31 protein-coding genes are annotated in these 24,267 nt (G+C 59.4%); all 31 read left to right on the forward strand.

From position 1 onward, the window contains the following. Positions 1 to 2: 2 nt before the first annotated feature. The 31 genes from ACA074_RS05915 to ACA074_RS06065 all read left to right on the forward strand — a co-directional run bounded on the left by ACA074_RS05915 (position 3) and on the right by ACA074_RS06065 (position 24,266). Positions 3 to 1,169 carry a phage tail sheath protein gene (locus ACA074_RS05915; protein ID WP_497678600.1) on the forward strand — a complete coding sequence of 389 codons (1,167 nt, stop codon included), beginning with the start codon at positions 3 to 5 and terminating at the stop codon, positions 1,167 to 1,169. Next, positions 1,169 to 1,675: a phage major tail tube protein gene (locus ACA074_RS05920; RefSeq protein ID WP_497678601.1), complete on the forward strand. Its 507-nt coding sequence runs from the start codon at positions 1,169 to 1,171 to the stop codon at positions 1,673 to 1,675. The genes ACA074_RS05915 and ACA074_RS05920 overlap by 1 nt, the downstream gene beginning before the upstream one ends. A 154-nt stretch (positions 1,676 to 1,829) precedes the next feature. Further along, a complete protein-coding gene (locus ACA074_RS05925; RefSeq protein WP_187679125.1) occupies positions 1,830 to 2,411 on the forward strand; it encodes a phage tail assembly protein in 582 nt (193 codons plus the stop codon). A 128-nt stretch (positions 2,412 to 2,539) separates the two neighbouring features. Further along, positions 2,540 to 4,516, forward strand: a complete 1,977-nt coding sequence (locus tag ACA074_RS05930) for a phage tail tape measure protein (RefSeq protein WP_497678602.1) — start codon at positions 2,540 to 2,542, stop codon at positions 4,514 to 4,516. Continuing rightward, complete coding sequence (locus tag ACA074_RS05935) at positions 4,516 to 4,899, forward strand: phage tail protein (protein ID WP_489878306.1); 384 nt, start codon at positions 4,516 to 4,518, stop codon at positions 4,897 to 4,899. Before ACA074_RS05930 ends, ACA074_RS05935 begins: the two co-directional genes overlap by 1 nt. After that, complete coding sequence (locus ACA074_RS05940) at positions 4,892 to 5,104, forward strand: tail protein X (protein ID WP_497678603.1); 213 nt, start codon at positions 4,892 to 4,894, stop codon at positions 5,102 to 5,104. Before ACA074_RS05935 ends, ACA074_RS05940 begins: the two co-directional genes overlap by 8 nt. A gap of 9 nt (positions 5,105 to 5,113) precedes the next feature. Further along, positions 5,114 to 6,130: a phage late control D family protein gene (locus ACA074_RS05945; protein WP_497678604.1), complete on the forward strand. Its 1,017-nt coding sequence runs from the start codon at positions 5,114 to 5,116 to the stop codon at positions 6,128 to 6,130. A 146-nt stretch (positions 6,131 to 6,276) separates the two neighbouring features. Next, positions 6,277 to 6,861, forward strand: coding sequence for a phage tail terminator protein (locus ACA074_RS05950; RefSeq protein WP_497678605.1), 585 nt, complete (start codon positions 6,277 to 6,279; stop codon positions 6,859 to 6,861). Continuing rightward, a complete protein-coding gene (locus ACA074_RS05955) occupies positions 6,858 to 7,040 on the forward strand; it encodes a DUF2635 domain-containing protein (RefSeq protein ID WP_095188872.1) in 183 nt (60 codons plus the stop codon). Before ACA074_RS05950 ends, ACA074_RS05955 begins: the two co-directional genes overlap by 4 nt. Beyond that, positions 7,040 to 8,536, forward strand: a complete 1,497-nt coding sequence (locus ACA074_RS05960) for a phage tail sheath subtilisin-like domain-containing protein (protein WP_497678606.1) — start codon at positions 7,040 to 7,042, stop codon at positions 8,534 to 8,536. The genes ACA074_RS05955 and ACA074_RS05960 overlap by 1 nt, the downstream gene beginning before the upstream one ends. A gap of 67 nt (positions 8,537 to 8,603) precedes the next feature. Further along, positions 8,604 to 8,951, forward strand: coding sequence for a phage tail tube protein (locus ACA074_RS05965; protein WP_007908779.1), 348 nt, complete (start codon positions 8,604 to 8,606; stop codon positions 8,949 to 8,951). Further along, positions 8,948 to 9,244 carry a phage tail assembly protein gene (locus tag ACA074_RS05970; RefSeq protein WP_007908778.1) on the forward strand — a complete coding sequence of 99 codons (297 nt, stop codon included), beginning with the start codon at positions 8,948 to 8,950 and terminating at the stop codon, positions 9,242 to 9,244. The genes ACA074_RS05965 and ACA074_RS05970 overlap by 4 nt, the downstream gene beginning before the upstream one ends. Positions 9,245 to 9,374: 130 nt before the next feature. After that, positions 9,375 to 10,955, forward strand: a complete 1,581-nt coding sequence (locus ACA074_RS05975) for a phage tail tape measure protein (protein WP_497678607.1) — start codon at positions 9,375 to 9,377, stop codon at positions 10,953 to 10,955. Next, positions 10,942 to 12,177, forward strand: a complete 1,236-nt coding sequence (locus tag ACA074_RS05980) for a DNA circularization protein (protein WP_187679117.1) — start codon at positions 10,942 to 10,944, stop codon at positions 12,175 to 12,177. Before ACA074_RS05975 ends, ACA074_RS05980 begins: the two co-directional genes overlap by 14 nt. A gap of 3 nt (positions 12,178 to 12,180) precedes the next feature. Beyond that, positions 12,181 to 13,224, forward strand: coding sequence for a phage baseplate assembly protein (locus ACA074_RS05985; protein ID WP_497678608.1), 1,044 nt, complete (start codon positions 12,181 to 12,183; stop codon positions 13,222 to 13,224). A 140-nt stretch (positions 13,225 to 13,364) separates the two neighbouring features. Then, complete coding sequence (locus tag ACA074_RS05990) at positions 13,365 to 13,874, forward strand: phage baseplate assembly protein V (RefSeq protein WP_401269992.1); 510 nt, start codon at positions 13,365 to 13,367, stop codon at positions 13,872 to 13,874. After that, positions 13,874 to 14,272, forward strand: a complete 399-nt coding sequence (locus ACA074_RS05995) for a phage GP46 family protein (protein WP_187679114.1) — start codon at positions 13,874 to 13,876, stop codon at positions 14,270 to 14,272. Before ACA074_RS05990 ends, ACA074_RS05995 begins: the two co-directional genes overlap by 1 nt. Continuing rightward, on the forward strand, positions 14,262 to 15,308 hold the full coding sequence (locus ACA074_RS06000) for a baseplate J/gp47 family protein (protein ID WP_497678609.1): 1,047 nt from the start codon (positions 14,262 to 14,264) through the stop codon (positions 15,306 to 15,308). The genes ACA074_RS05995 and ACA074_RS06000 overlap by 11 nt, the downstream gene beginning before the upstream one ends. Further along, the gene (locus ACA074_RS06005) at positions 15,296 to 15,895 is read left to right on the forward strand and encodes a YmfQ family protein (protein WP_100847363.1); all 600 of its coding nucleotides are present in this window, start codon (positions 15,296 to 15,298) and stop codon (positions 15,893 to 15,895) included. Before ACA074_RS06000 ends, ACA074_RS06005 begins: the two co-directional genes overlap by 13 nt. A gap of 14 nt (positions 15,896 to 15,909) precedes the next feature. Next, positions 15,910 to 16,845: a hypothetical protein gene (locus ACA074_RS06010; RefSeq protein WP_497678610.1), complete on the forward strand. Its 936-nt coding sequence runs from the start codon at positions 15,910 to 15,912 to the stop codon at positions 16,843 to 16,845. A gap of 2 nt (positions 16,846 to 16,847) precedes the next feature. Beyond that, positions 16,848 to 17,249 (forward strand): phage tail assembly chaperone, encoded by a 402-nt coding sequence (locus ACA074_RS06015; RefSeq protein ID WP_497616707.1) that lies wholly within the window; start codon positions 16,848 to 16,850, stop codon positions 17,247 to 17,249. Between the two features lie 176 nt (positions 17,250 to 17,425). Beyond that, positions 17,426 to 18,517: a phage tail protein gene (locus ACA074_RS06020; RefSeq protein WP_497678611.1), complete on the forward strand. Its 1,092-nt coding sequence runs from the start codon at positions 17,426 to 17,428 to the stop codon at positions 18,515 to 18,517. Between the two features lie 8 nt (positions 18,518 to 18,525). Further along, positions 18,526 to 19,092, forward strand: coding sequence for a tail fiber assembly protein (locus ACA074_RS06025; RefSeq protein WP_497658830.1), 567 nt, complete (start codon positions 18,526 to 18,528; stop codon positions 19,090 to 19,092). Positions 19,093 to 19,114: 22 nt separating this feature from the next. Beyond that, positions 19,115 to 20,038 (forward strand): glycine-rich domain-containing protein, encoded by a 924-nt coding sequence (locus ACA074_RS06030; RefSeq protein WP_497658831.1) that lies wholly within the window; start codon positions 19,115 to 19,117, stop codon positions 20,036 to 20,038. Beyond that, positions 20,038 to 20,505, forward strand: a complete 468-nt coding sequence (locus ACA074_RS06035) for a phage tail assembly chaperone (RefSeq protein ID WP_497678612.1) — start codon at positions 20,038 to 20,040, stop codon at positions 20,503 to 20,505. The genes ACA074_RS06030 and ACA074_RS06035 overlap by 1 nt, the downstream gene beginning before the upstream one ends. Before the next feature lie 30 nt (positions 20,506 to 20,535). After that, positions 20,536 to 21,276, forward strand: a complete 741-nt coding sequence (locus tag ACA074_RS06040; protein ID WP_497658832.1) for a gp53-like domain-containing protein — start codon at positions 20,536 to 20,538, stop codon at positions 21,274 to 21,276. A gap of 2 nt (positions 21,277 to 21,278) precedes the next feature. Continuing rightward, positions 21,279 to 21,710 (forward strand): phage tail assembly chaperone, encoded by a 432-nt coding sequence (locus ACA074_RS06045; RefSeq protein WP_489878322.1) that lies wholly within the window; start codon positions 21,279 to 21,281, stop codon positions 21,708 to 21,710. 28 nt (positions 21,711 to 21,738) lie between these two features. Beyond that, entirely contained in the window at positions 21,739 to 22,941 is a 1,203-nt protein-coding gene (locus ACA074_RS06050; RefSeq protein WP_489878323.1) for a carbohydrate binding domain-containing protein, read from the forward strand. A 9-nt stretch (positions 22,942 to 22,950) separates the two neighbouring features. After that, positions 22,951 to 23,169 (forward strand): hypothetical protein, encoded by a 219-nt coding sequence (locus ACA074_RS06055; RefSeq protein WP_497678613.1) that lies wholly within the window; start codon positions 22,951 to 22,953, stop codon positions 23,167 to 23,169. Positions 23,170 to 23,202: 33 nt separating this feature from the next. After that, positions 23,203 to 23,769, forward strand: a complete 567-nt coding sequence (locus tag ACA074_RS06060) for a glycoside hydrolase family 19 protein (protein ID WP_497678614.1) — start codon at positions 23,203 to 23,205, stop codon at positions 23,767 to 23,769. Continuing rightward, positions 23,748 to 24,266 carry a lysis system i-spanin subunit Rz gene (locus tag ACA074_RS06065; RefSeq protein WP_497678615.1) on the forward strand — a complete coding sequence of 173 codons (519 nt, stop codon included), beginning with the start codon at positions 23,748 to 23,750 and terminating at the stop codon, positions 24,264 to 24,266. The genes ACA074_RS06060 and ACA074_RS06065 overlap by 22 nt, the downstream gene beginning before the upstream one ends. The last annotated feature ends 1 nt before the right edge of the window (position 24,267 follow it).

The following is a 24,267-nucleotide window of genomic DNA, read 5'->3' on the forward strand; positions in this document are numbered from 1 at the left end:
ACATGGCTGAGGTTTTGAACTTCGAGCACAACGGCATTACCGTCAATGCCACTGAATCCCCCGAGGCCATGGGTGGCCTGGGTGACAATGTCATCGGTCTGGTCGGCACCGCGCCGAAAGCCGATCCGCTGATTCCGCGTAACGCCCCGTTCCGCATCAACAGCTTCACCACCCATGCGCTGCTCGATCCGACCGGTTCGGAAGAGGGCACCCTGTATCACGCGGTTTACCAGATCCTCAAAGTGGTCAAGGTGCCGGTGTATGTGGTGATTGTCGAAGCGGGCGCGACCCCGGCCGACACCGTCAACGCAGTGATCGGCGGCGTCGAGCCGGCGACTGGCCGCAAGCTCGGTCTGGCGGCACTGGGCAGTGTCCCGGAAGACCTGACCATCATCGGCGCGCCGGGCTTCACCGGCACCAAAGCGGTGGCCAGCGAGTTCGCCTCGTTCGGCAAGCGCATCAAGGCTCGTGTGGTGCTGGATGGCAAGGACGCCTCGGTCGCTGATCAAGTGACTTACAGCCAGGAACTCGGCGGCGCTGATCTCGGTTTCGACCGTTGCCTGGTGGTGCACAACATGCCTGCCGTGTACTCGAAAGCGGCGAAGAGAAACGTCTTCATTGCACCGTCCAGCCTGGCGATTGCCGCGCTGGCCAAGGTCAAGCAGTGGGAGAGCCCGGGCAACCAGGTGACCTACGCCGAAGACGTGTCTCGGGTCGTGGAATACAACATCCTCGACACCTCCACCGAAGGCGATCTGCTCAACCGTTACGGCGTCAGCTACTACGCCCGCACCGTGCTCGGCGGCTTCTCGCTGCTGGGTAACCGCTCGATCACCGGCAAGTTCATCAGCTACGTCGGCCTCGAAGATGCGATCAGCCGCAAGCTGGTCAAGGCCGGCCAGAAAGCCATGGCCAAGAACCTCACCAAGTCGTTCATGGATCAAGAGGTCAAGCGCATCAACGACTGGCTGCAAACCCTGGTCGCCGACGAAACCATTCCTGGCGGCAGCGTCTATCTGCACCCGGAACTCAACAGCGTCGAGAAGTACAAGAACGGCACCTGGTACGTGGTCATCGACTACGGCCGCTACGCGCCGAACGAACACATGGTTTATCAACTCAACGCCCGCGATGAAATCATCGAGCAGTTCCTGGAGGACGTTCTCTAATGTTTACCAACCGCAATCGCCAGGCCATCGCGGCCACCCTGCAAGGCTTGCCGCTGTCGGCGACCGTTGAAGAATTTACTCCGCCGAAGATCGAATTCGATGTGGAAGAGATGCGTGGCGGCCGCTTCATTGTTGAAGAAATGGTCAAGGGTGGCAAAGCGCTCAACGCCAAGTTGACCCTGCAAGGCATGGGCACAGAAGTCATGCTCGCACTGGGCGTGAAGCTGGGCGACGACATCCTGCTGAACGTGCGTGAAGCCGGTCAGGATCAGGATGGCAACACCTGGTTCACTTACCACACCGTCGGCGGCAAGCTGAAATCCCTTGAGGAAACCGCGGTGAAGATGGGCGAAAAACCCAAGACCAACCTGGAGCTGTCCTGCCGTACCTACACCCGCCTGGAAAACGGTATACCGGTGATCGACATCGACGTGCGCACCCAGAAGTTCGTGCTCAACGGCGTCGACATCCTCGGTGATGCCCGTCGTGCGGTGCTGATGCCGTAACCCTCCCATCACCACAAAAACCTGTAGGAGTGAGCCTGCTCGCGATGAGGCCAGCACATTCAACATCAATGTGCCTGAAAGACCGCTGTCGCGAGCAGGCTCACTCCTACAAGGGAATTGCTACACCCCTCAAGAATCACCAAGGAATTCATTCATGTCGTGGATGCCACCCAAGCATGACCTGTTGTCGCCAATCACCGGCGATGACGGCGCGCAGATCGAGCAGATCCAACTCAAACCGCTGTTCTACGCCGCGCAGAAAGAAGCGCTGGAACGCGCTGGCGATGACGAAGACGATCAGTTCTTCGAGCTGGCGCTGTTGGCCACCGGCCTGTCGATCAAGGAACTCGACCAGCTCAAACGCCCGGACTACGTGAGCATTGCCCAGTACGTACACGAGATGTCGACCCGGCCGGCGTCGTACTTCCTCGACCAGGTCGAAGACGCGGAAAAAACCGACGATCCCGATCAGGTGCAACTGCTGCAACCGCTCGCCGTGACCGGCCGCACCGTGACCTCGCTGTCGCTGGAAATGCCCGCACTGCGCGCCACCAAAGTGATGAAGAAACTGAAAACGGCCAAGGAACGCGCCGAGTTCATCACCGCCCATTGCACCGGTCTGATGATCCCGGATCTGGCCCACTTGACCGTCCCTGACTGGACTCAGCTACAGGTGCGCATAGACGATTTTTTAAACCAGCCGGCGGCCTACTTTCGGAACGCGACATCGAAGTAATCCTCGATATCGTCCCGCTCATTTACCCGGTAAGTGAGGCGGAAATTCTGGAATGGGACGCCGAAAAGGCGTTGCGCCGCTACGACATAGCGATCACTCGCCTTGGCGTGAAACAGGAGTAGAGCGGCATGGCAGAGAGCAAATATGCGCCGATTAACGCCGATGAGCGCAGTACTGCGGCCCCAGGCAATAGCAGTTTGAATATGGCAGCGGCGAGCACCGGTACAGGACCAATCGCCCGCGAGCAGATTTCCAGACTGAGTCAGGCGCTCATCACAGCGAGTATCAAAATCGGATCGCTGACGGCGGCGATTGATTCATTGAGGGTAGTGCTGTCCAACCTGCGTTCGATCTCGCTGAATACCGCCTCGAAGGGTGAGGCCACCAGCGAATCGACTACGCCGGGTGAGGCCAGTGAGCGGGCCAAGGCGCCCGAAAGTCTCAAACCGTCGATTGACTTGTACTCGGCTGCCGCCGAGTTGGGCAGCGCCGCACAACTGCCGCCCAAGCAGACCGATGAAATGGCACTGTCTAGCTTGATCATGGCCAGTAAGCCATTGGTGGCGGCGGGCGGCACCAGCGGTCTAGAGTTGCTCAAGGTCGCCACGCTCGCGGCTGACGCAGGGGTCGGCAATGAGCTGACCAATGCATCGGACAAGCCGTTTGAATTGCTCAACTTCGCCGGCGACGCTGCGGTCGTTGCGTCAGCATTCAAAGTCCCCGCCATGGAAGTCGCCGAAATGATGGCGGTGTGGCGCACTTCGATGAAGCTCACTCGCGATCAGGCGTTTGACCTCGCGGATGCGACAAACCAGCTCGGCAAAATGCCGGGTGGCGCCAAACCGGCAGACATCGGTGCTGTTCTCAAGCAGTCGGGTGATGCGGCGATTACGGCGGGCCTGCAGCCCGAGCAAGCTGCCGCGCTGTCGGCAGCCTTGCTCAGCAGCGGGACAAAAAAAGACGATGCCGGCGAGGCGTTGAAGCGAATTTCCCTCGCGCTGGACAAGGGGGGCAACGCGTCCGCCACCGAGCGTGGCGCCTGGAAGCAACTGGGGCTGGATCCCGCAGCCGTGACCACGGCGATGCATGATCCTGACAAGCAAAATGCACAGGGTGCGGTGCTCTCGGTGCTTGCTGCGCTGAACGCCAAGCCGGCCGAGCAACGCGCCCTGTTAGCGCAGACATTATTTGCCGATGGCGCTAATGCCGTGCAGTTGCTGTCGCAGAACCTTGGCGATGTTAACCAGGCTTTCACGCAAGTGAGGGACAAAGACCAATACGCGACGTCGAAGGTCGGTGATCAGAGTTCGGTGCGACAGTCTGCAATGGTGCTCTCCAATACCCCCCAAGGACAGTGGAACGCGCAGAACGCGCGAAACGAGCGCTTAGCCATCGCCAGTGCCAATGCAGTAGCGCCTTCTCCACAAGCACTAAGTGTTGTCGGTGCCAGCATCGACAGGATGAGTGAATTCGCCGAGGACCATCCGACGACCTCTGCCGTGATCATCACTGTGGGAACAGCCCTGAAAAAGATATTCGATGTGCTGTTGGACACCGTTGTCGATGAGGGGAAAGACCGGCTGCGCAAACGGATACCCGGCAGCGCGTCCGCCAATCCCCCCGACCTTTCGTCTACCGCAGATTCTGCAGTGCAGCTTCCAACGGATACGCCGACGGCGAAGATCGCCAGTCTGGCGCCTGCGACCGTCAAGGAAGTGGCAATCGGCGAACAGTCGTCATTGCTCAATACGCACCGCCTGGGGCAATCGAGTGTTGCAATGGTGGCGATTTCGCAGGTTGTTCCAGCCTCGGACAAGGACGTGGAGACTACCTTGAGTGAAAGGCTTGCTGTCTTCGCCCCCGACAAACTCTCCGCCCCCGGCCAGGTCAGCAAGGATCTGACGAGCGCCCAGGCCGCCAACCAGTCTGTCACTTACGCACCTTCGGTTCAGGTGTACTGCAGCGATCCAGGCAGTTCGGAAAAGATCGGATTGCTGGTTACCCAGCATCTGCAAAGCCAGTTCGACAGCCAATTCACACCGCTGATGTCCAGTAACCCCCTCGCCACCCGCCGTGACGCAGCCCTGACCGATGGAGTCGCCTGATGAAACAACAAATGGCACTCGGCAGTTTCATCTTCGGCCTGTCGCGTAATTTCGCCTACAGCACGCTGGCGCGAAAGTCCGACGGTGGCTGGACGGAACTGCCAATTCTCACCAGTAAACCCAAATCCCATCAGACCGGACAGAAGCCCGAAACCCTGACCATCGGCGGCACAGCGATGTACGCCGTGGCCATGGAGCGGCTCGATGAGCTGCGTGCGCTGCAAGCCTTGAGAGCACCGCTGCCGTTGATCGACGGCATCGGTCGCAACTGGGGTTTGTGGCGGATCAGCAGCGTTCAGGAAAACCAGAGCGAGGTCATCGATGACGGCACCGCGATGGTGATCAAGTGGGTACTCGAATTAGCGGAGTTCAACAATGCGTAAGGTCCGAAGTGTGGCCGGTGATTCGGTCAATCTGCTGCTCTACCACGAATCGGGTCGTTCAGACGATCAGGCCGAAGCCGCGTTGTGGACACTCAATTCGACCCTGGCCGAACTCGGCCCCGTTTTGCCGGCGGGCATCTGGGTGACGCTGCCGGAACTTGACAGCAGACCCGCCGCGATCAAGCCGGTTCTGGCTTGGGACTAAGGAGTTTGCATGGCACAGGGATTTACACCGGCGATCGAAATCTACGGCGCCAACCACGCCTTGCTGAACCAGCGTCTGATCAGTTGGGAGCACATTGATGCTGCCGGGATGGAGTCCGATCAACTGACATTGGTGATCGACCTGGAAGGCCTTGAAGGCTTGCCGACTCTGGGCGGAACAATCGGCCTGCGGGTTGGCTATCTGGAGTCCGGGCTGGTCGAAAAGGGCCAGTTCAAGGTGACTCGACTGACCCCGACGCTGTTCCCGTTGCGCTTGACGCTGGTCGCTACCGCAGCGCCTTTTAGCGGCAAGGATGAGACCCGATTCAAGGAACGGCGCACGGTCAGTCATGGCCCCATAACCCTTGGCGCACTGTTTCGCCAGTTGGTCTCGCCGCACGGTTTTTCGCCGCGCGTCGATCCCGAACTGGCGCTGATCCGGATCGCTCATGTTGATCAGTCGAACGAAACCGACATGAGCTTCATCACGCGACTGGCGCTCAAGTACGACGCGGTGGCCAAACCGTACAACGACCTCTACGTATTGGCGAAACCTGCGCAGCTGAAAAACCTGTCGGGCCAGGTGATACCGGACGTCAGGCTGTCGGTGACCAGTAACAATCGACCGGGTGATCACGCCTTCATCAGCGCCACACTGGAAGAGACCGCTCGTACTCAGAATCAGGGTTGCAAGACCTGCTTCTGGGACATCGCCGCCGGCAAACTGCGCGAGGTGATAACCGGTTCCGAGCCCTACAAGGTCATTCGCCAGAAACAGGCCAGTGAAGAAGAAGCCAAAGCCATCGGCGAAGCCGAAGTGCGCAAGATGCTGCGCGAGAAATACAAGCTGAAGGTCACCTGTCCGGGCGATCCGCTGCTGGCTGCCGAAGGCCTGTTGGTGCTCGATGACACCTGGCCAGACTTCATGCGCGGTCGCTGGTCGATCGAAAAAGTCACCGCCAGCGGCAAGCGTGAGGAAAGCTACCGCTGCTTGATCGAGGCAACCGGCCTCGATCCCAAAGCCTGATCCCTCCACAACATCCTGTGGGAGCGGCCTGCTCGCGAAGAGGCCGGCATAGCCAACATTGATGGCGACTGACCCAGCGCTTTCGCGAGCAGGCTCGCTCCCACATTGGGTTCTGCGTTAACTCCCTCTAATTCCGGAACACCAACATGAAGATCACCCCGATCCTCACGCAGTTGCGTGCGCAATGCCCAAGCCTGGTCAATCACATTGCGGTGGGTGTCGACCTGGCGTTGCTGCAAGGCAACCCCGATCTGCCGACACCTTCGGCCCACGTTACACCGCTGGCCGATGTGGCCAGCAACAGCACCGCACAAAACCTCACCTGGCAACCGATCCGCGATCGCTTCGAAATTGTCCTGGTGCTTGACGCCACCGACGCTACAAAAGCGCTGGATCTGTTGCACGACCTGCGCGCCGAACTGTGGCGCGCACTGGTGGGTTTCAAAGCCGATGCCGACTACAGCGCCATCGTTTATGACGGCGGTGAGATGGTCTCGATCAACAGCAGCCGGGCCTATTACCGGCTGCGCTTTTTTGCCGAGTTCCAGCTCGGTCGCAATCTGCCAAGTCAGCCTGCGGAGAGTTGGCACGAACGTGAACTGGACGGTTTGTCGTCCTTTACCGGGGCCACCGTGCGGGTCGATGCGATCGACCCGGCCGACCCCAACCTGAAACGCCCGGGCCCCGATGGGCGCGTGGAACTGACTTTCTCTGGAGACGTAACCCCATGAGCAATCGCATCACCGTAGTGCCGGCCGCTGGCCGTGCCGTGCCAGACCCGGAGGCGGGCGATCTGCTGCCTCTTGAAGGCCGTGAAGTGCTGGACAGCGCCTGGTGGCGCCGACGTCTGGCCGACGGCGATATCACACTCAAAACCGCAAAAGCGGCTAAACCACAGGGAGCCAAATAATGGCGATCGGATTCAGCAACATCCCCGCGGACATTCGTGTACCGCTGTTCTATGCCGAAATGGACAACTCGGCCGCCAATAGCGCGAGCTCGACCCTGCGTCGTTTGATCGTGGCTCAGGTCAACGACAACATCGCCCCGACTGAAGTCGGCAAACTGGTTTTGGTCTCCAGCGTGGCGCTGGCAAAAAGCATCGGCGGCCAAGGCTCCATGCTCGCTTCGATGTACGAGACCTTCCGCAAGGCCGACCCGATCGGCGAGATCTGGTGCCTGCCGCTGCACAACGCTGAAGGTGCCATCGCCAAAAGCGTGCTGACCCTGACCGGCACCGCGACTCAGGCTGGCGTACTCAACCTGTATGTTGGTGGTGTGCGTGTGCAAGCCACCGTGGTCAACGGTGCTACCGCCGCTCAAGCAGCGACTGCGCTGGCGCAGAAAATCAACGCCACGGCCGATCTGCCGGTGAGCGCTGCGGCTGCCGAAGGCGTCGTGACCCTGAACGCCAAATGGACTGGCGACAGCGGCAACGACATCAGCCTGCAATTCAATCGCCTGGGCAAGAGCAATGGCGAAGAAACCCCGGCCGGCCTGACCAGCGCAATCACCGCCATGACCGGCGGCGCCGGCGTGCCTGATCAGATCGCTGCCGTTGCGGCACTGGGTGACGAGCCATTCGAGTTCATCGCGCTGCCATGGTCGGATCTGTCGACCCTCAACACCTGGCAAGCGGTCATGGATGACAGTACTGGTCGCTGGTCGTGGGCCAAGCAACTGTTTGGTCACGTCTACAGCGCCAAGCGCGGCACCGTCGGCACTCTGGTGGCGGCCGGTCAAGCGCGTAACGACCAGCACATGACCATTCAGGCGCTGGAGCCGGGCGTTCCGCAACCGTTCTGGGTACAAGCTGCTGCACTGGCTGCGCGCACTGCGGTGTTCATCTCCGCCGACGCCAGCCGTCCGACCCAGAGCGGCAGCCTGCCGGGTGTCGATCCTGCGCCAGCGAGCGAGCGTTTCACCCTGACCGAGCGTCAGTCGCTGCTCAACTACGGCATCGCCACTGCGTACTACGAAGGCGGTTACGTGCGCATCCAGCGTTCGATCACCACCTACCAGAAAAACGCTTACGGCCAGGCCGACAACTCCTATCTGGACAGCGAAACCATGCACCAGTCGGCGTTCATCGTGCGTCGTCTGCAAAGCGTGATCACCAGCAAATACGGTCGGCACAAACTGGCCTCCGACGGCACCCGCTTCGGCGCCGGTCAGCCCATCGTCACCCCGAGCACCATTCGCGGTGAGCTGATCGCCCAGTACGCCAAACTCGAACTGGAAGGCCACGTCGAGAACGCCGAACTGTTCGCCGAGCACCTGATCGTCGAGCGCGACGTGCAGGACCCGAGCCGCGTGAACGTGCTGTTCCCGCCTGATTACATCAACGGTCTGCGCGTGTTCGCACTGCTCAACCAATTCCGTCTGCAGTACGACGACGCGGCTTGATAACTGCGTTTAGCGTCAAGCATTCAGCCCACCTCGCGTGGGCTTTTTTATTCAAGGGAGTAACACCATGGGTCAACTGATTGCAGGCACCTGCTACGTCAAGGTCGACGGCGCACAACTGACTATCAACGGCGGCTGCGAAGCCCCGCTGATGGCCGTAAAACGCGAAACCGTCGTACCCGGCTTCTACAAGGAAACCGACATCGCACCGTCGTTCAAAGTAACCGCGCTGCACACCGCCGATTTCCCGCTGAAGAAGCTGATCGAAGGCACCGACATCACCGTCACCTGCGAATTCAGCAATGGCAAAGTCTACGTGCTGGCCGGTGCGTACCTGGTTGAAGAACCAGTCTCCAAGGGCGATGACGCCACCATCGAACTTAAATTCGAAGGTATCAAGGGGACCTGGCAATGAGCGGCGCCGTGAAGCTTCAGGTTGCGATCGAAGCTCACGGCGAGCCCCTGACCGAACTCGTCCTGCGCCGTCCGACGGTGCAGGAAGTGCGAGCGATCAAGGCGCTGCCGTACAAGATCGACAAGAGCGAAGAGGTCAGCCTCGACATGGACGTCGCGGCCAAATACATCGCCGTGTGCGCCGGCATTCCGCCGTCGTCGGTCAACCAGCTCGATCTGGCTGACCTCAACGCGCTGAGCTGGGCTGTTGCGAGTTTTTTCATGAGTGCGGCGTCGGCGCCATCACCGACCTGATCGCAGTCGCCTATGACCTGGCCTGGTTCTGGAAGGTTGACCCCGAACAGATGATGGCCAGGCCACTGGATGTGCTCCGCGAATCGCTGGAGCACGCGCAACGGATCAATGCGATGCAGCAGGTGCAGTGATGGCAGACACAGATAGCAAACCGAAAACCTCGGTGCTGATTACTGGCATCGATGAGCTGTCGCCCAAACTCGGTGCCCTTCGGGCCAAGGTCGAGAGCTTCAAGAAAAACCTCGAGCAGACCGGTCTGGGCAAACTCGATATCAGCGGGTTGTTCAAGGGCGGCAGCGTGATCACGCCGTTCGTGGACGGCATCAAATCGGCGGCAGCCTTTCAGGGGAAATTAACCGAAGTCAGCGAGACGGCGAAAACCGTCGACCTGCCCGCCGCACCGAAAGTCGCGGCGCAGAACATGAACGTGTTCAGTGCTTCGATGGAGAAGGTTTCCAATGCGGTGAATGCCGCGCTGGTGCCGGCGGTCGGTGCCGTGGTCGTTGGCCTTGAGCCGATGCTGACGGGGTTCGGCAGTTTGCTCGATGACAACCCGGAGCTGGTGCAGGGGCTGGCGGCGGGGGCCATCGCGTTTTCAGCGATGCAAACCGCCGTGGCCGGAGCGACCCAGGTGTTCGATGTCATGAGCATGGTGATGAAGGCCAACCCGATCATGCTGATTGCCACAGGCATTGCCTTGGCCGCCGGTTTGATCGTGGCTTACTGGAAACCGATCTCGACGTTTTTCATCGGCCTCTGGCAAAAGATTGCCCCGGTTGTCATCCCGATGGCGGATTTTTTCAAGACCATGTTCGGCTACACGCCGCTGGGACAGTTGATCAGCAACTGGGGGCCGGTGACGGCGTTTTTCGCGACGTTATGGGATGGCGTCAAGGCTGTTGCCGTGCCGGTGATCGAGTTCTTCAAGACCTGGTTCAACTACTCGCCGCAAGGGTTGATCATCAATAACTGGATGCCGTTGGTGGGGTTGTTCTCATCGATCTGGGATTTGCTCAGGGCGGTGTCGGTACCCGTGCAGGCCTTTCTCAAGAGCTTCTTCGATTGGTCACCGCTTGAGGTGATCCAGGCGATCTGGGGCACAGTGGTCAGTGTGTTCACGGCGATCTGGGATTACATCAAGCTGCCGTTCCTGGCGATGTACGCGATTATTCGAGAGCAGTTGGGCTGGTCGCCACTGGAAAAAATCATCGAGAACTGGGCACCCGTTACCGCCTGGATCGAAAAGTGGGCGCAGAAGTTTCAGGACGCCATCGCACCGATCAAGGCGTTTTTCAACGGCGGTTTCGGCGAGCTGATTGCCGATGCCAAGGCCCGCGTGGATGTCTTCACTCAGGCTCAGCTGAAGACTAATGCCGAAGGCAAAGGCGAGTTGGCGCCGGTGTTTTTCAAGGGCAGCAGTGAATCGACCTCTAGCGAGTTGTCGGTACCGGGAAACCTGGCAACACCGGGGCATCTGCCGGAAAAACCGCCGATGCAGGCCGGCTCACTGTCGCAAACCTCCAATACCCTGATCCAGCAAAGCGCCGCCAACAACCGCACACAACTCGAAGGCGGCCTGACCGTGCGCTTCGAAAATGCGCCGGCGGGGCTGCGTACCGATCAACCGCAAACCAATCAACCGGGCCTGGCGCTGTCTTCGCGCATCGGTTATCGCTCGCTGTCGGCAGGAGGTTCCAATGAACTGGCGTGACCGTTTGTTGCCGGCATCCTTTCGCGGTGTCGGGTTCTGGATCGATCAGGCGAAAACCCCGGTCGGTCGCAAAGGTCAGTTGCATGAGTACCCGCAGCGTGACCTGCCGTTTTTCGAGGACCTCGGCCAGCAGGCCAAGACCCACGATCTGACGGCGTTCATCATCGGCCCTGATTGCCTGGAGCAGCGCGACAAGCTGCTCAAGGCACTGGAGGCGGGCAGTGGTGAACTGGTGCATCCGTGGCTCGGCCGCCTGCAAGTCAAGGTCGGCGAGTGCGACATGACCCACACCCGCCAGGACGGCGGGTTGGTGACGTTTGCGCTGAAGTTCTATCCCGATCAGCCGCTGCCATTTCCGACCGCCACCGTCAGCACCCAGAAGGTCTTGTTGTCGAAAGCCGACACGCTGCTGGGTTCGGCGGTAGCGCGGTTCGAACAGGCGATGACCCTGATCAAGGCTGCGCGGATCGGCATCGCCAATCTGCGCAACAGCCTCACCGGGGTTTATGAGGTGATCAAGGAGCAACTCAAACCGCTGATCGAGCAATACCGGCAGATCACCGAACTGGTCAAAGCGGTCAAGGAACTGCCCAAGGAAGTGGCGGCGGAGTTCAAGGGCTTGCTCGGCGATATCAAGGAGCTCAAGGAATTCGCGAAGGAGGGCTACCGTGGCGTGATTGCCGACGTGTCCCAACAACTCGAAGCCATCCGCAAGGCTGATGCGCCGAAGATCACCACCGGCAAGGACACCAACGCAGCGGCACAAGCCATGGCCGATCTGGTGCAGGACACTCTGCTGGTCAAAGTGGCGCAGTGGGTGGCGTCGATGCCGGTGGCGACCCCTGCGGTGAAACTGTCATCGACACCTTCGCTGGCTCAGCAGGCGAATCAACCGGTGACCCGTCAGGAAGTGCCGGTGACCGATGAGATGAAAGCTCTGCAGAAGGCTGTCGGGGCGGCCATTGATCCGATGCTGGACAAGGCCGATCCCAAGCATCACCAGGCAATCAATGATGTGAAGGAAGCGCTGATTGCGCATCTCAAGGCAGTGGCGTCATCCGGTGTGCGACAGGTCAGTAAGTCGTTCCAGGAAAACCTGCCGGCGCTAGTCGTGGCCTACAAGCAATTTGCCGATGCCACACGGGTGACTCAAGTGACTCAGAGCAACAAGATGAACCATCCGGGCTTTTCACCCAACGACGTGAAAGTGTCCAGGGAGTAAACCATGAGCGAGATGGATAACCGCGTCACGCTGACGGTCAACAACATGGAATACGGCGGCTGGAAAAGCGTGGAAATCAGCGCTGATCTGGAGCGCCAGTTCCGTACCTTCAAACTCGACATCACTTGGCAATGGCCGGGGCAGACGGTCGATCAGCGGATCAAACCGGGCGACCCGTGCGAAGTGAAGATCGGCAAGGATCTGGTACTCACCGGTTACGTGTTCAAGGCGCCGATTCGTTATGACGGCCGGCAGATCAGCCTGAGTATCGAAGGCAGTTCCAAGACTCAGGACCTGGTCGATTGCGCTGCCACCAACCGGCCCGGTCAATGGCAGGAACAACCGTTGCTGACCATCGTACAGGCGCTGGCGATGGAGTACTCGCTGATGGTCGTCAACGAGATCCCCGAGACATCGCGGCTGGCCAAACACACGATTGTGCCGGGTGAAACGGTGTTTCAGTCGATCGACCGTTTGCTCTCTCTTTTCCGGGTGTTTTCCACCGATGACGAGCAGGGCCGGCTGGTGCTGGCCAAGCCCGGCAGTGGTGGTCGGGCCAGTGATGCGCTGGAGCTGGGCAAGAACATTTTGTCGGCCAACGCGCCGATGGATCAAAGCCAAGTGTTTTCCGAATACCGGGTGATCGGCCAGCAGAAAGGCTCCGACAAGAAGAGCGGGGCGGCGGTCAGCGAGGTTGAATCCACTGCGGCCGATCTGACCTTCAAGCGCCGGCGCACTACGATCATCAACGAGGGCACTGCGCTGACCTTTGAGCTGGCCCAGCAACGTGCCCAGTGGGAAAGTGCCACCCGAATGGGCAGGGCTCAGTCCACTACTTATCAAGTGCAGGGCTGGCGTCAGTCCAACGGTGATCTGTGGCGCCACAACACGCTGGTCAAGGTCACGGATCCGGTGCTCGATTTTGAGGGCGACATGCTGATTTCGAAAGTGACTTATTCACTGTCGGCGCAGGGGGCGGTGACAACCCTGCAAGTCGCGCCGCCGCATACCTTCGATCCTGATCCAATCCCACCGAAAAAAACCTGAGCGCTACACCGACGCTGTGGGAGCGAGCCTGCTCGCGAAAGCGTCGGCAGCCTCAGCATCACAGTGCCTGATCCAGCGCATTCGCGAGCAGGCTCGCTCCCACATTGATCCCGTTCGGGCCATTTTTTGAAGGACACCCCATGAGCCTACTGACACGCCTGCTGGCGCGCGGCACTGTCGTGCTCGCCAATTCGGCATCCAAGCTGCAATCGCTGCAAATGCGCCTCACCGCCGGGGAAGTCAACGACGACCTCGAGCACTTCGAACCCTACGGTTTCACCAGCCACCCGCTGGCTGGCGCCGAGGGCGTCGTCACCTTCCTCGGCGGTGATCGTTCCCACGCCATCGCCCTGGTAGTCGCCGACCGCCGCTATCGCCTGCAATCGCTGGCCGCCGGTGAAGTGGCGATCTACACCGACGAGGGCGACAAGATTCACTTCAAGCGCGGGCGGATCATCGACATCGAAACCGCCACGCTGAATATCCGCGCCAGTACCGCTGTGAACTTCGATACACCAGTCATTAATCAGACCGGGAAAATCGTTTCCACTGGCGATCAACTCGCCGGCGGCATCAGCCAGATCAAACACGTGCACGTCGGCGTGCAGGCCGGCAACGGCCAGACCGGTGCGCCGGCAGGAGGCAAGTGATGTTCATCAGCCAGAACCTCCATGCCGCGCTGACCCGTGCCGTGCTCATCAGCCTGTTCACCTGGCGCCGTGCCGCCGATGACGACGCCCTCGACGACGACGAACGCTACGGCTGGTGGGGCGACACCTTTCCCACCGTCGCCGACGACCGCATCGGCTCGCGGCTGTGGCTGTTGCGCCGGGTCAAGCTGACCCGACAGACCCAGATGGATGCCGAGTTCTATGCCCGTGAAGCCTTGCAATGGCTGATCGACGACGGCCACTGCAGCGCCATCGACATCATCAGCGAACGCCTCGACGCCCAGCGCCTGAACCTGCGCACGGTCCTGACCCTGGCCGATGGTGAACGTCTGGACATCAACCCCGATAACAGTTGGCAGGTGATCTATGCCGTTTGAAACCCCTTCGCTACCGGTGCTGATCAAGCGCACCCAAAGCGACCTGGCCGGCGATTCGCTGCGCCAGTCCGATGCGCAAGTGCTGGCCCGCACCTTAGGTGGCGCCGCTTATGGTCTGTACGGTTATCTCGACTGGATTGCCGAGCAGATCCTGCCGGACAAGGCCGATGAATCGACCCTGGAGCGCATCGCTGCATTGCGCCTGAACCAGCCACGCAAACCCGCGCAAGTGGCCACCGGTAGCGTCAGTTTTACTGCGACCGCCGGTGCGGTGCTCGACGTCGATACGTTGCTGCAATCGAGCGACGGTCGTACTTACAAAGTCACCGCTTCGCGCACCACGGTGAATGGCAGCAACAGCACCACCATCGCCGCACTGGATGCCGGCAGTCTTGGTAATGCCGATGGCGGTCTGGCACTGAATCCGGTGCAGCCGATTACCGGCGTCGTCAGCAACAGTTTCGTGGTGCTGGCGCCGGGGCTTAGTGGCGGTGTGGCGCGGGAAAGCCTGGAGTCGCTGCGCTCGCGGGTGATCCGTTCCTATCGCGTCATCCCGCATGGCGGTTCTGCCAGCGACTATGAAACCTGGGCGCTGGAAGTGCCGGGCGTGACCCGCGCATGGTGCCGTGGTGGTTTGCTCGGGCCGGGCACGGTGACGGTTTTCATCATGCGTGATGAAGACCCGCAACCCGTGCCGAACGACGAGCAACTGGCCGAGGTTCAGGACTACATCGAGCCGCTGCGCCCGGTCACCGCCGAAGTCCATGTGCAGCGACCGATTCAGGTGCCGGTGGTCTATCGCTTCAAAAGCGTCAACCCGGACACCACCGCTGTACGCGCCGCCGTCGAAGCGCAGTTGCGCGATCTGCACAACCGCGAGGCCGACCTCGGCGTGCCGTTGCTGATCAGCCATATCCGCGAAGCCATCAGCAGCGCCGGTGGCGAATACGATCACACGCTCACCGCGCCGGCCGCTGACGTGCCGGCCGGGCAAAGTGAACTGCTGACCTTTGGAGGTTGCGTATGGGGGGCATAAGAACCGCCGCGCAATACCAGGCGCAGTTACGTGCCTTGCTGCCGAGCGGCCCGGCATGGGACCCGGAGCGCGTGCCGGAACTGGAGGAAGTGCTGCAAGGTGTCGCCGTCGAACTGGCCCGCCTAGACGCCCGCGCCGCCGACCTGCTCAACGAAATGGACCCGGCCGGCGTCAGCGAACTGGTGCCGGACTGGGAGCGGGTGATGGACCTGCCCGACCCGTGCCTGGGTGCCACGCCACTGTTCGACGACCGCCGCCTCGCCGTGCGTCGCCGCTTGCTCGCGGTCGGCAGCCAGGCCGTCGGCTACTACCTCGAAATCGCCAAGAGCCAGGGCTACCCCAACGCCAGCATCACCGAACACGAAGCCCCACGCATGGGCCGTGCACGGTTCGGCGCGGCGCATTGGGGAACGTGGGAAGCGCAATTCATGTGGACGCTCAACACCGGCGGCCGCCTGCTGCTTGGCCGGCGTTTTGGTGCGAGTTACTGGGGCGAGCGCTTCGGCGTGAACCCGGGCTCGGCGCTGGAGTGCCTGATCCACCGCAGCGCGCCAGCGCATACCAAGGTGCACATCAATTATGACTAGGGAGGAATGACGATATGGATTATCCGAAGAGCGTGCCCAGTTCCGGTCTGGTGAATGGCAAGTTTGTCGATGAGAACCCGTTGACCGGCACGCCGGGCTCGTTGATTCCAGCCACCTGGGGCAATGCGGTGACCGAGGAGCTGCTGACCGTGATTCGCGCGGCAGGTCTGGTGCCTTCCGAGAGTGAGTCGAACCAACTGCTCAAGTCACTCAAAACCGTGCTGTCCCAGGATGCCTTGCCCTTCGCCGCGCTGGCATTTCCGACGGTGGCTACGGTTGATGGCCGCATCGCAGTGACCGCTGCGAGCGGCTCGGCGGGAGGCAACGTGTCGGTACCGGGCGGTGTTCTGGTCAGTCTCTGCGAAGAAGTGACCGTTGGCATGACAGCTCGGCCGCGTGGCTTGTTGACGACAGCTTGGGCATCGCCTGCGCTTGATATCAACAGCACTTATTTTCTGCGATTGCAGGTGCGTGACGGGGCACTGGTTTGCTACATGCAAAAAGGTGCCGATACCGATGCGATCCCAGCGGCATTGAAGGGCGGAACCGGGGGCAGCGGTGGCGGATTCGACTCCACCTGTATCGACATGCTTGTAGCCAAAGTGGTGACTGCAGGCGCAGGGACGGCGCCCAAGCTGACGCTGTTGGCGAACAAGGCGCGGCTTGAAGCCGTAGGGGTCTGGTCCGCTGCCAGTGGCAGTTACTCGGTAACGTTGAACTGGGCCCGTAAACCGCGCGCGTACATTGCAGGGATCTACGATTTTGACGGCAACGTGAAAACCGATTATGGCGTGGTCAGTGAAGAGATCGGGGTAGCTGTGTCAGGGACGCAGGTTGTACCAGAGGGTGGATTTACGGACCGTTATATGGGACGTGTGTTAATTGTCGCGTGGGCGCAGAACCTTAGTGCGGCAGGTGTCATCAATGCGCGCGTGCGTTGGGAGGTTTGACTATGAAAGCCATTATCGAAAACGGTTTGGTGACTGCTTTGGTGAACGGAGACGTCGATTGCGGCGTTGTGATTCCCATTGGCAAGCCGGTCTCCACCGGTTGGATCTATAAGGACGACACCTTCAGTGAGCCTGCCGCCGTGACCGTTTCGCAGGACGCAGCAGCAACAGCGGAGCGCCAATGGCGCACCGCAGTGCTCATCGAGTCTGACTGGCTGGTGATCCGTCATCGCGATGAACTAGACGCCGGAGTACAAACAAGTTTGAGTTCCAAGCAGTTTGCGAAGTTGCTCGCCTATCGCCAAGCCCTGCGTGATTGGCCCGCCGCAAGCGATGCCGTTGATACCGCGTCGCGCCCACAAACGCCTAAGTGGCTTGCCCGGTTGTCTCAACGAGTGGCTTGAAATATTGCTCCGATCAAGATCGGTTATCCGATCAATCAGTTGCGATCCCTTCGTGCTGTATCACCAAAGCCCACTCCAAAGTGGGCTTTTTTATTTTCGGAAACCGACCGTGGACGAGGTTGCAATGGCAGCGCTCGGGACGCGGTTCATTTGTATTTCAGAGGAACGAAAAATTTATGGATTATCCAAAAAGCGTCCCCAGCGTCGGCCTGGTCGATGGCCGCTTCGTTGATGAAAACCCGGTGGCGGGCACGCCCGGATCGTTGATTCCGGCGGTGTGGGGTAACAGCGTTACTCAGGAAGTCCTGAGTGTGATTATCGGTGGCGGGCTGGTGGCTTCTGAAGGGGACAACAATCAGTTGTTCAAAGCGATTCAGGCGATTGTCGGGAACGGCAGTCCTATGCGTTCGGTCATCACTCGACTGGCTGCTTCCAAAACGCTGACCGAGCAAGAACTCGGTCTCGTGCTGATCGACGGCAGCCCGGCTCCGATGACCGTGCTGTTGCCGCCGGCCAACGTCGCACTCGGTGTACGCGATGTGATTGTTCGTCGTGTGGACAACAGCGGCAATCGTCTGGTGATCCAGGCTTCCGGCACTGACCGCATCCGTTTTCATACGCACCTTTCGCCGAATGGTTATCCATTCTTCGTACTGATGGGCGGTGGGGACTGGTGGCATTTGCGCAGTGATGGTGCGGGGAGTTGGTGGCCGGTTGGTCGCTTCGACAACACCCCGTTAGGCAGGCCGTTTTTCGAGACCACCGTGGTGCTGAGCCCCGGTGGTTATGGCGCGCTCAACGGCACGTTGATGAATCGTGCCGAGTGGCCATGGCTGTGGGATCACGCCCAACGTTCGGGAATGCTCAATACCGAGGCAACCCGTGCTGGAAATGAAGGTAACTGGACGCTAGGTGATGGCGCGTTGACCTTTCGAGGCCCGGAACTGCGCGGCGAATTCCTGCGGGTTCTGGACGAGGGGCGTAACGCTGACGTCGGCCGCGTCATGGGTACCAATCAAGCCGGCACGGTGCATTCGTATGCCTTGGGGGCAAACGGCGCCGGGACGGTGGGTTCGCGCTGGTCTGACAGCCTTTCTGCGGTGGGGCAGCAGACTCACGAAAATCAAACATGGGTCAAACCGAGCAACGGCGGCCCGATTTTTCCCGCAGGCACCAGTTGCCAGCAGGACGCTGCCAACACGCTTTTGTATACGTTTACGTCCCGTCCCCGCAACGTCGCCTATCCCGGCCGCATCAAGGTTATCTGAGGCTCAGCATGTTCAATTACTTAATGGATGACGCCGGCGCTCTTGTGGGGCCGGTGGAGTTTTTTGTGACGCCAGGCATCGGCGTTCAATTGCCCGCTAACGCGGTTCAACTGGCTTACGAATTGCCAGAAGCGGAACAGGGGCGTACCTGGGCGATGGCCAACGGTGTGCCTCGCGAGCTGATCGACCTACGTGGCACCGTCTATCGCAAAGATAACGGTGCGAAACAGACCTGGAGTGAATTGGGAGCCCTGCCGGAAGACCTCACTGCCGAGCCGTGCCCCGACGAATTTCATCTCTGGCAGGACAACGCATGGGTGCTGAATGAACCCCTGCGTCTGGCGGACTTAAAGGCCAAAGTGATTGCTCTGCGTGACACCTTGCTGCGTGACGCCGTCCTGCGCATCGCGCCCCTCCAATACGCCGAAGACGTCGGTGATGCAAGCCATGACGAACAACTGCGCCTGCTCGAATGGAAGCTGTACAGCGTTGAACTCAACCGCATCGAAAAGCACGCTGGTTTCCCTGAGGAAATCACTTGGCCGACCGCACCTGGCGCAACCGTAGACAGCTGATTGCTGCACAGGGAGTAAAACAGTGGACTATCCAAAAAGCATCCCCGGTGTGGGCTTGGTCAACGGCGGTTTCGTCGATGAAAACCCCGTCGCCGGTACTCCGGGATCGTTGATCCCCGCCGAGTGGGGCAACAGTGTCACGCAAGAAATACTCAATGCCATCAAGGCTGCCGGGTTAACGCCGGATGAAGCCAAAACCGATCAGTTGGCGACTGCCATTGGTGCACTGGTCGACTTCACCAAACTGAAAAATACCCCGACCACGCTGGCGGGTTACGGCATCACTGATGCGGTGGGGCGGTTGCTGGCAGTGAGGCAGATCGAGACGATCGGGATCACGGTTTATGTGCCAAACCCGAGAGCCAAACGCATTCGTGTGCGGTTAGTCGGCGCAGGTGGATCGGGCGGCGGATGCATGCCCGTTCCGACGGGTAATCAAATCCTGGGAGGCGGCGGTGGGTCCGGTGCCTATGCCGAAAGCCTGTATGACTTGACTGCGCAAATGCTCAGCGGTGTACCTGTTTCCTTAGGCGCTGGTGGAGTGGTGAGCAACAGCACGGGCTTATCGGGGGGCGGCGCTTCTTTTGGCGCTTATATGAGTGTTTCGGGAGGCGGCGGCGGGCAGAAACTTGCGATTGTAACCACTGCCACCTCGTCCGGATTCATACAGGGTGGGGTCGGCGGAGCGGTCACGGGCGGCAATCTTTGCAGCGCTCGGGGACTCTCCGGCGGATTTGGAATGAGCAATGCAAATTGGGGATTGCTCTCCGGTTGCGGAGCCGCCAGTCCGTTCGATGGCGGGGCCCCTTTCACCGGATCGAACACGGCTGGCAACGCCGGCATCCGCGGCTCAGGTGGCAGTGGTTCGTGCTCGGTCAACCCGTCCGCCTCAGTGGTCAGCGGCGCTGGCGGAAACGCCTTTTGTGAAATCTGGGAGTACGAATAATGGCCCGTTATGCACGAGTTGAAAACGGTGTCGCGGTCGAACTGATCGATACCGGTGATTACCTGATTACCCAACTGTTCGCCCCAGCCTTCGTCGAGACAATGGTGCAGGTGCCGGAAGGCATGGAGGTCGAAATCGGTGGGCCAGTCGGCGAACTTCGCCAGGGCAACGAGTCGTTGCTCGTAACAGAAAATCCTTTGGTTATCCCGCAAGTCGCAGCGGAGGAAGAAGAGCCATTGGCGGCTGCGCGCACTTGGCGGCAGACGAGCCTTTCGTCCACCGAGTGGTGGGTGACGCGTCATCGCGATGAACAGGAACTCGGCCGCGGCACGACACTTAAGGCCCAGCAATATCTGGAGCTGCTGGAGTACCGGCAGGCCTTGCGTGACTGGCCCGATTCGGATCATTTCCCGGCAGAAGTTTTCCACCCGTCAGCACCGGTGTGGATGGCAGGATTTCATGGCTGACGTCTTATTTTTTAAACATGGAGTAGCGTGATGGATTACCCGAAAAGTGTGCCCAGTGCCGGCCTGATCAATAACAAATTCGTAGACGAAGACCCAATCACCGGAACGCCGGGCTCGTTGATTCCGGCAACTTGGGGCAATAGCGTCACGCAGGAAATTCTTGAAGTTATCAGAAGCTCAGGAGCAGTCGCGGACGAAGCTGATAACACTCAGTTAAGAGCAGCTATCAATACGCTGATCTCGAAGAAATACAGCGAAAGCTTGGCGAGTCAGGAGGATGCGGAGTCTGCTGCGAGTACTACCAAGTTGATGACACCGTTGCGCGTAGTCCAATCCATTGCGAAAAAAATCCAACAGGCGACAGAGTCCATCGTAGGCATTGCAAAAGTTGCTTCTCAGGCAGAGGTCAATGCTGGCGCTAGCGACGCGTCTATTGTGACTCCGAAAAAACTCAGACTTGGATTCATGGTGAAGCTGGGGATTTCAGGCTACATCGTTTTTCCGTCCTGGATGGGTGGCTTGATCATCCAGTGGATTAACGGCAGCGCCAGTCAGTCAGGCAATAACAACTACGGTGATCTGAATCTATGGCCATTGGCATTTCCTAATGCTCTGTTTCTTGCAGTTGCCACCCATGAAGGCACTTCAACAGCAACGTTTCTGACATGGAATGCTGTTTCTACAGTGAGTCGGCAAGTGGGCATCAATGTGCGCTGTCCTGATTATTCCAATTCGTCCATCTCCGCCCGAATCATAGGAATAGGGTACTGACTATGTATTATTTCTCGCCGGCAACTTCTGGTTTTTATCATTCGGATTTACATGGAGTGAGTATTCCTTCCGACGCGTTTGCACTAAGCGAAGGTGACTACTGCGGGCTGGTATCGAATGCTCCAAAAGGTACGGTTCTTTCACTGAATACTGAAGGACGACCGGAGCGGATATTTTTAGCGGAACCGTCCAGCGACGCGCAAGAGCGAGCGTGGCGAGACAAAGCGTTGGAGCTGACTCAGTGGTTGGTCCTTCGTGATAGCGAAGAACTGGAAATGGGCGAGGGCACAACCTTGCGCGTCGAAGAGTTCAAACAACTGCTGGCGTATCGACAAGCGTTGCGCGACTGGCCAAACGATCCGGACTTTCCGGAGGCACGCTCCCGCCCGGTCAACCCCGACTGGCTGGAAAGCTTGCTCCGAGTCAACGGTTGAGCCGTCGCTGACCTGAAGAGGAATTAACGTGGATTATCCAAGAAGTGTCGCCAGCTCCGGTCTGGTCGACGGCAAGTTTGTTGATGAAGATGCGATAGCCGGAACGCCGGGATCGCTGATTCCGGCGGTCTGGGGCAATAGTGTTACTCAGGAAATACTCAGCGCGATTATCGCGGCTGGTTTGAAACCGGACGAGCAACAGACTGATCAATTGGCTCAGGCTATCCGGCAATTGTCCAAACCCGATCCGTTGCAACAGTTTCCGGTGCAGGTGTACCGCAGGAATTTGTTGATCAATGGTGGATTCGATATCTGGCAGCGTGGTACGACCAACCAAGGGCCAAGTATTGGCGGTTATGTAGCCGACCGTTTTCGCTGTGACTGGAATGGCAATGCCGCCGTGACCATCTCTCGCCAGGACTTCGCCCCCGGTCAGGCAGAAGTGTCCGGCGAGCCGAGCTATTTTTTGCGCTGGCAACAAACCACGGCGGGTGTCGGTGCGACCACGCATACAGTTTCCCAGAGCATTGAATCGGTCAGAACATTGGCCGGGAAAACCGCCACTGTGACCTTTTGGGCGCGATCCGATGCCGCACGGCCGTTGAAGGTGACGATAGGCCAGTTTTTTGGGGCTGGCGGTTCGGAAGCCGTTGTGAAAGCGGTCGACGTCTTTCAATTGAGCACCGCCTGGGCCAGATACACCGCAACGTTTCAGGTGCCGGTCATTGCGGGAAAAATGCTCGGTGCGAATGATTGCCTGAGACTTGCTTTCGATCTTCCGCTGAACGTCTTGCAAACAGTTGATCTGGCAAGAGTGCAGTTGGAGGAGGGACCAGTCTCCACGCCATTCGAGTACCGCCCTATGGCTGAAGAATTCGTGCTTTGTCGGCGTTATTTCGAGAAGTCTTTTGCCGACCGTTTAACGATTGGCGCGAACAATGGCACGGGTACATGCATTGTCACGTTTACCCAGGCAGCGGCTGCAAATGTCGGTCAATACGGTATGGCCGTAGACATGCAGGTGCAAAAGAGAGTGCAGCCTACTGTCGTGCTCTATTGCCCTGCAAATGTTAGTAACCAGGTTTGGAACTACTCGATTGGAGCTGCCTGCACGGGAACAATTGTACAAAGTGTGACACAGCGTAGTTTCGCAGTTGGCACGGTGACGCCTGTAAACAGCCAGCCCGGCAACGGCTTGCAGATTGAATGGACAGCAGATGCTGAACTCTAGGAGTGCAACATGGGTTATCAACTGACGATGTGTGGCGTGCTGCGGGTGAGTGATTCAGCGTTTATCCCGCAGGATCCGACCAATCGCGACTGGCTTGAGTATCAGGATTGGTTGCTCTCAGGCGGACAGGTCCTGCCATTGAATGAATCACTCGAAAAGGCTGCACCGGACAGCTCCGTGAAAACTCTGGCAAAAAAATGGTTGGCAGGCATCCGTGCCCAACCATGATTCAATCCGGGCATCCAGGGAGGATTACGCATTATGCAAATAACTGAAAACAACCTTATCAACATCATGCCCAACGCCCGCACCCAAGCGGGCGTTTTTGTTTCTGCGCTCAACAGCGCCATGGCCAACCGTCGTATCGATACGCCCAAACGTATCGCTGCATTCCTCGCGCAAATCGGCCACGAGTCGGGCCAGTTGCGGTACGTGCGCGAGTTGGGCAACAACCAGTACCTGAGCAAGTACGACACCGGCACCTTGGCGTTACGGCTGGGCAACACGCCTGAGGCCGATGGCGATGGCCAAAAGTACCGCGGTCGCGGGCTGATCCAGATCACCGGTCGCGCCAACTATCGCCAATGCAGCCTCGGCTTGTTCGGCGATGAGCGTTTGCTGTCCTTGCCGGAACTGCTGGAACAACCGCAATGGGCCGCCGAATCCGCTGCATGGTTCTGGGAAAAGAACGGCTTGAACGAACTGGCCGACCGCGACCAGTTCAACTCGATCACCCGGCGCATCAACGGCGGGTTGAACGGTTTGCAGGATCGGCTGGAAATCTGGGCGCGGGCGAGGGCGGTGCTATGCCAATCCCCTGGCGAGTGATTGGCGTTGTTTTGCTCGCCGCCGGGGCGGCGGCGCTGGCCTGGCAGTTTCAGGACTGGCGGTATGGTCGGCAGTTGGCCGAGCAGGCTCGGTTAAACGCCGAAGCCCTTAATCAACAGACCATTGCCGCCGCCACCGCACATCAGACCGAGCAGGATAAACGTCTGGCCCTGGAGCAACGGCTCGCGGCCAGTGAACAAAACCATTTTCGAGCCATGACCGATGCCCAACGTGATCAGGATCGCCTGCGCGATCGCCTTGCCACTGCTGATGTGCGCCTGTCAGTCCTTCTCGACGCCGGCGACGTTGCCGCCGGCTGTACGGTGCCAGCCACCGCCGGCACCGGCGGCGTGGATCATGCAACCGTACGCGCCCGACTTGACCCGGCGCATGCTCAACGAATTGTCGCCATCACCGACACCGGCGACCGCGGACTGATTGCCTTGCAAGCCTGTCAGGCCTATGTCAGAGCATTGGCGCCCGCACATTTTGAATAAG

The organism is Pseudomonas sp. LBUM1655 (genome assembly GCF_059716085.1).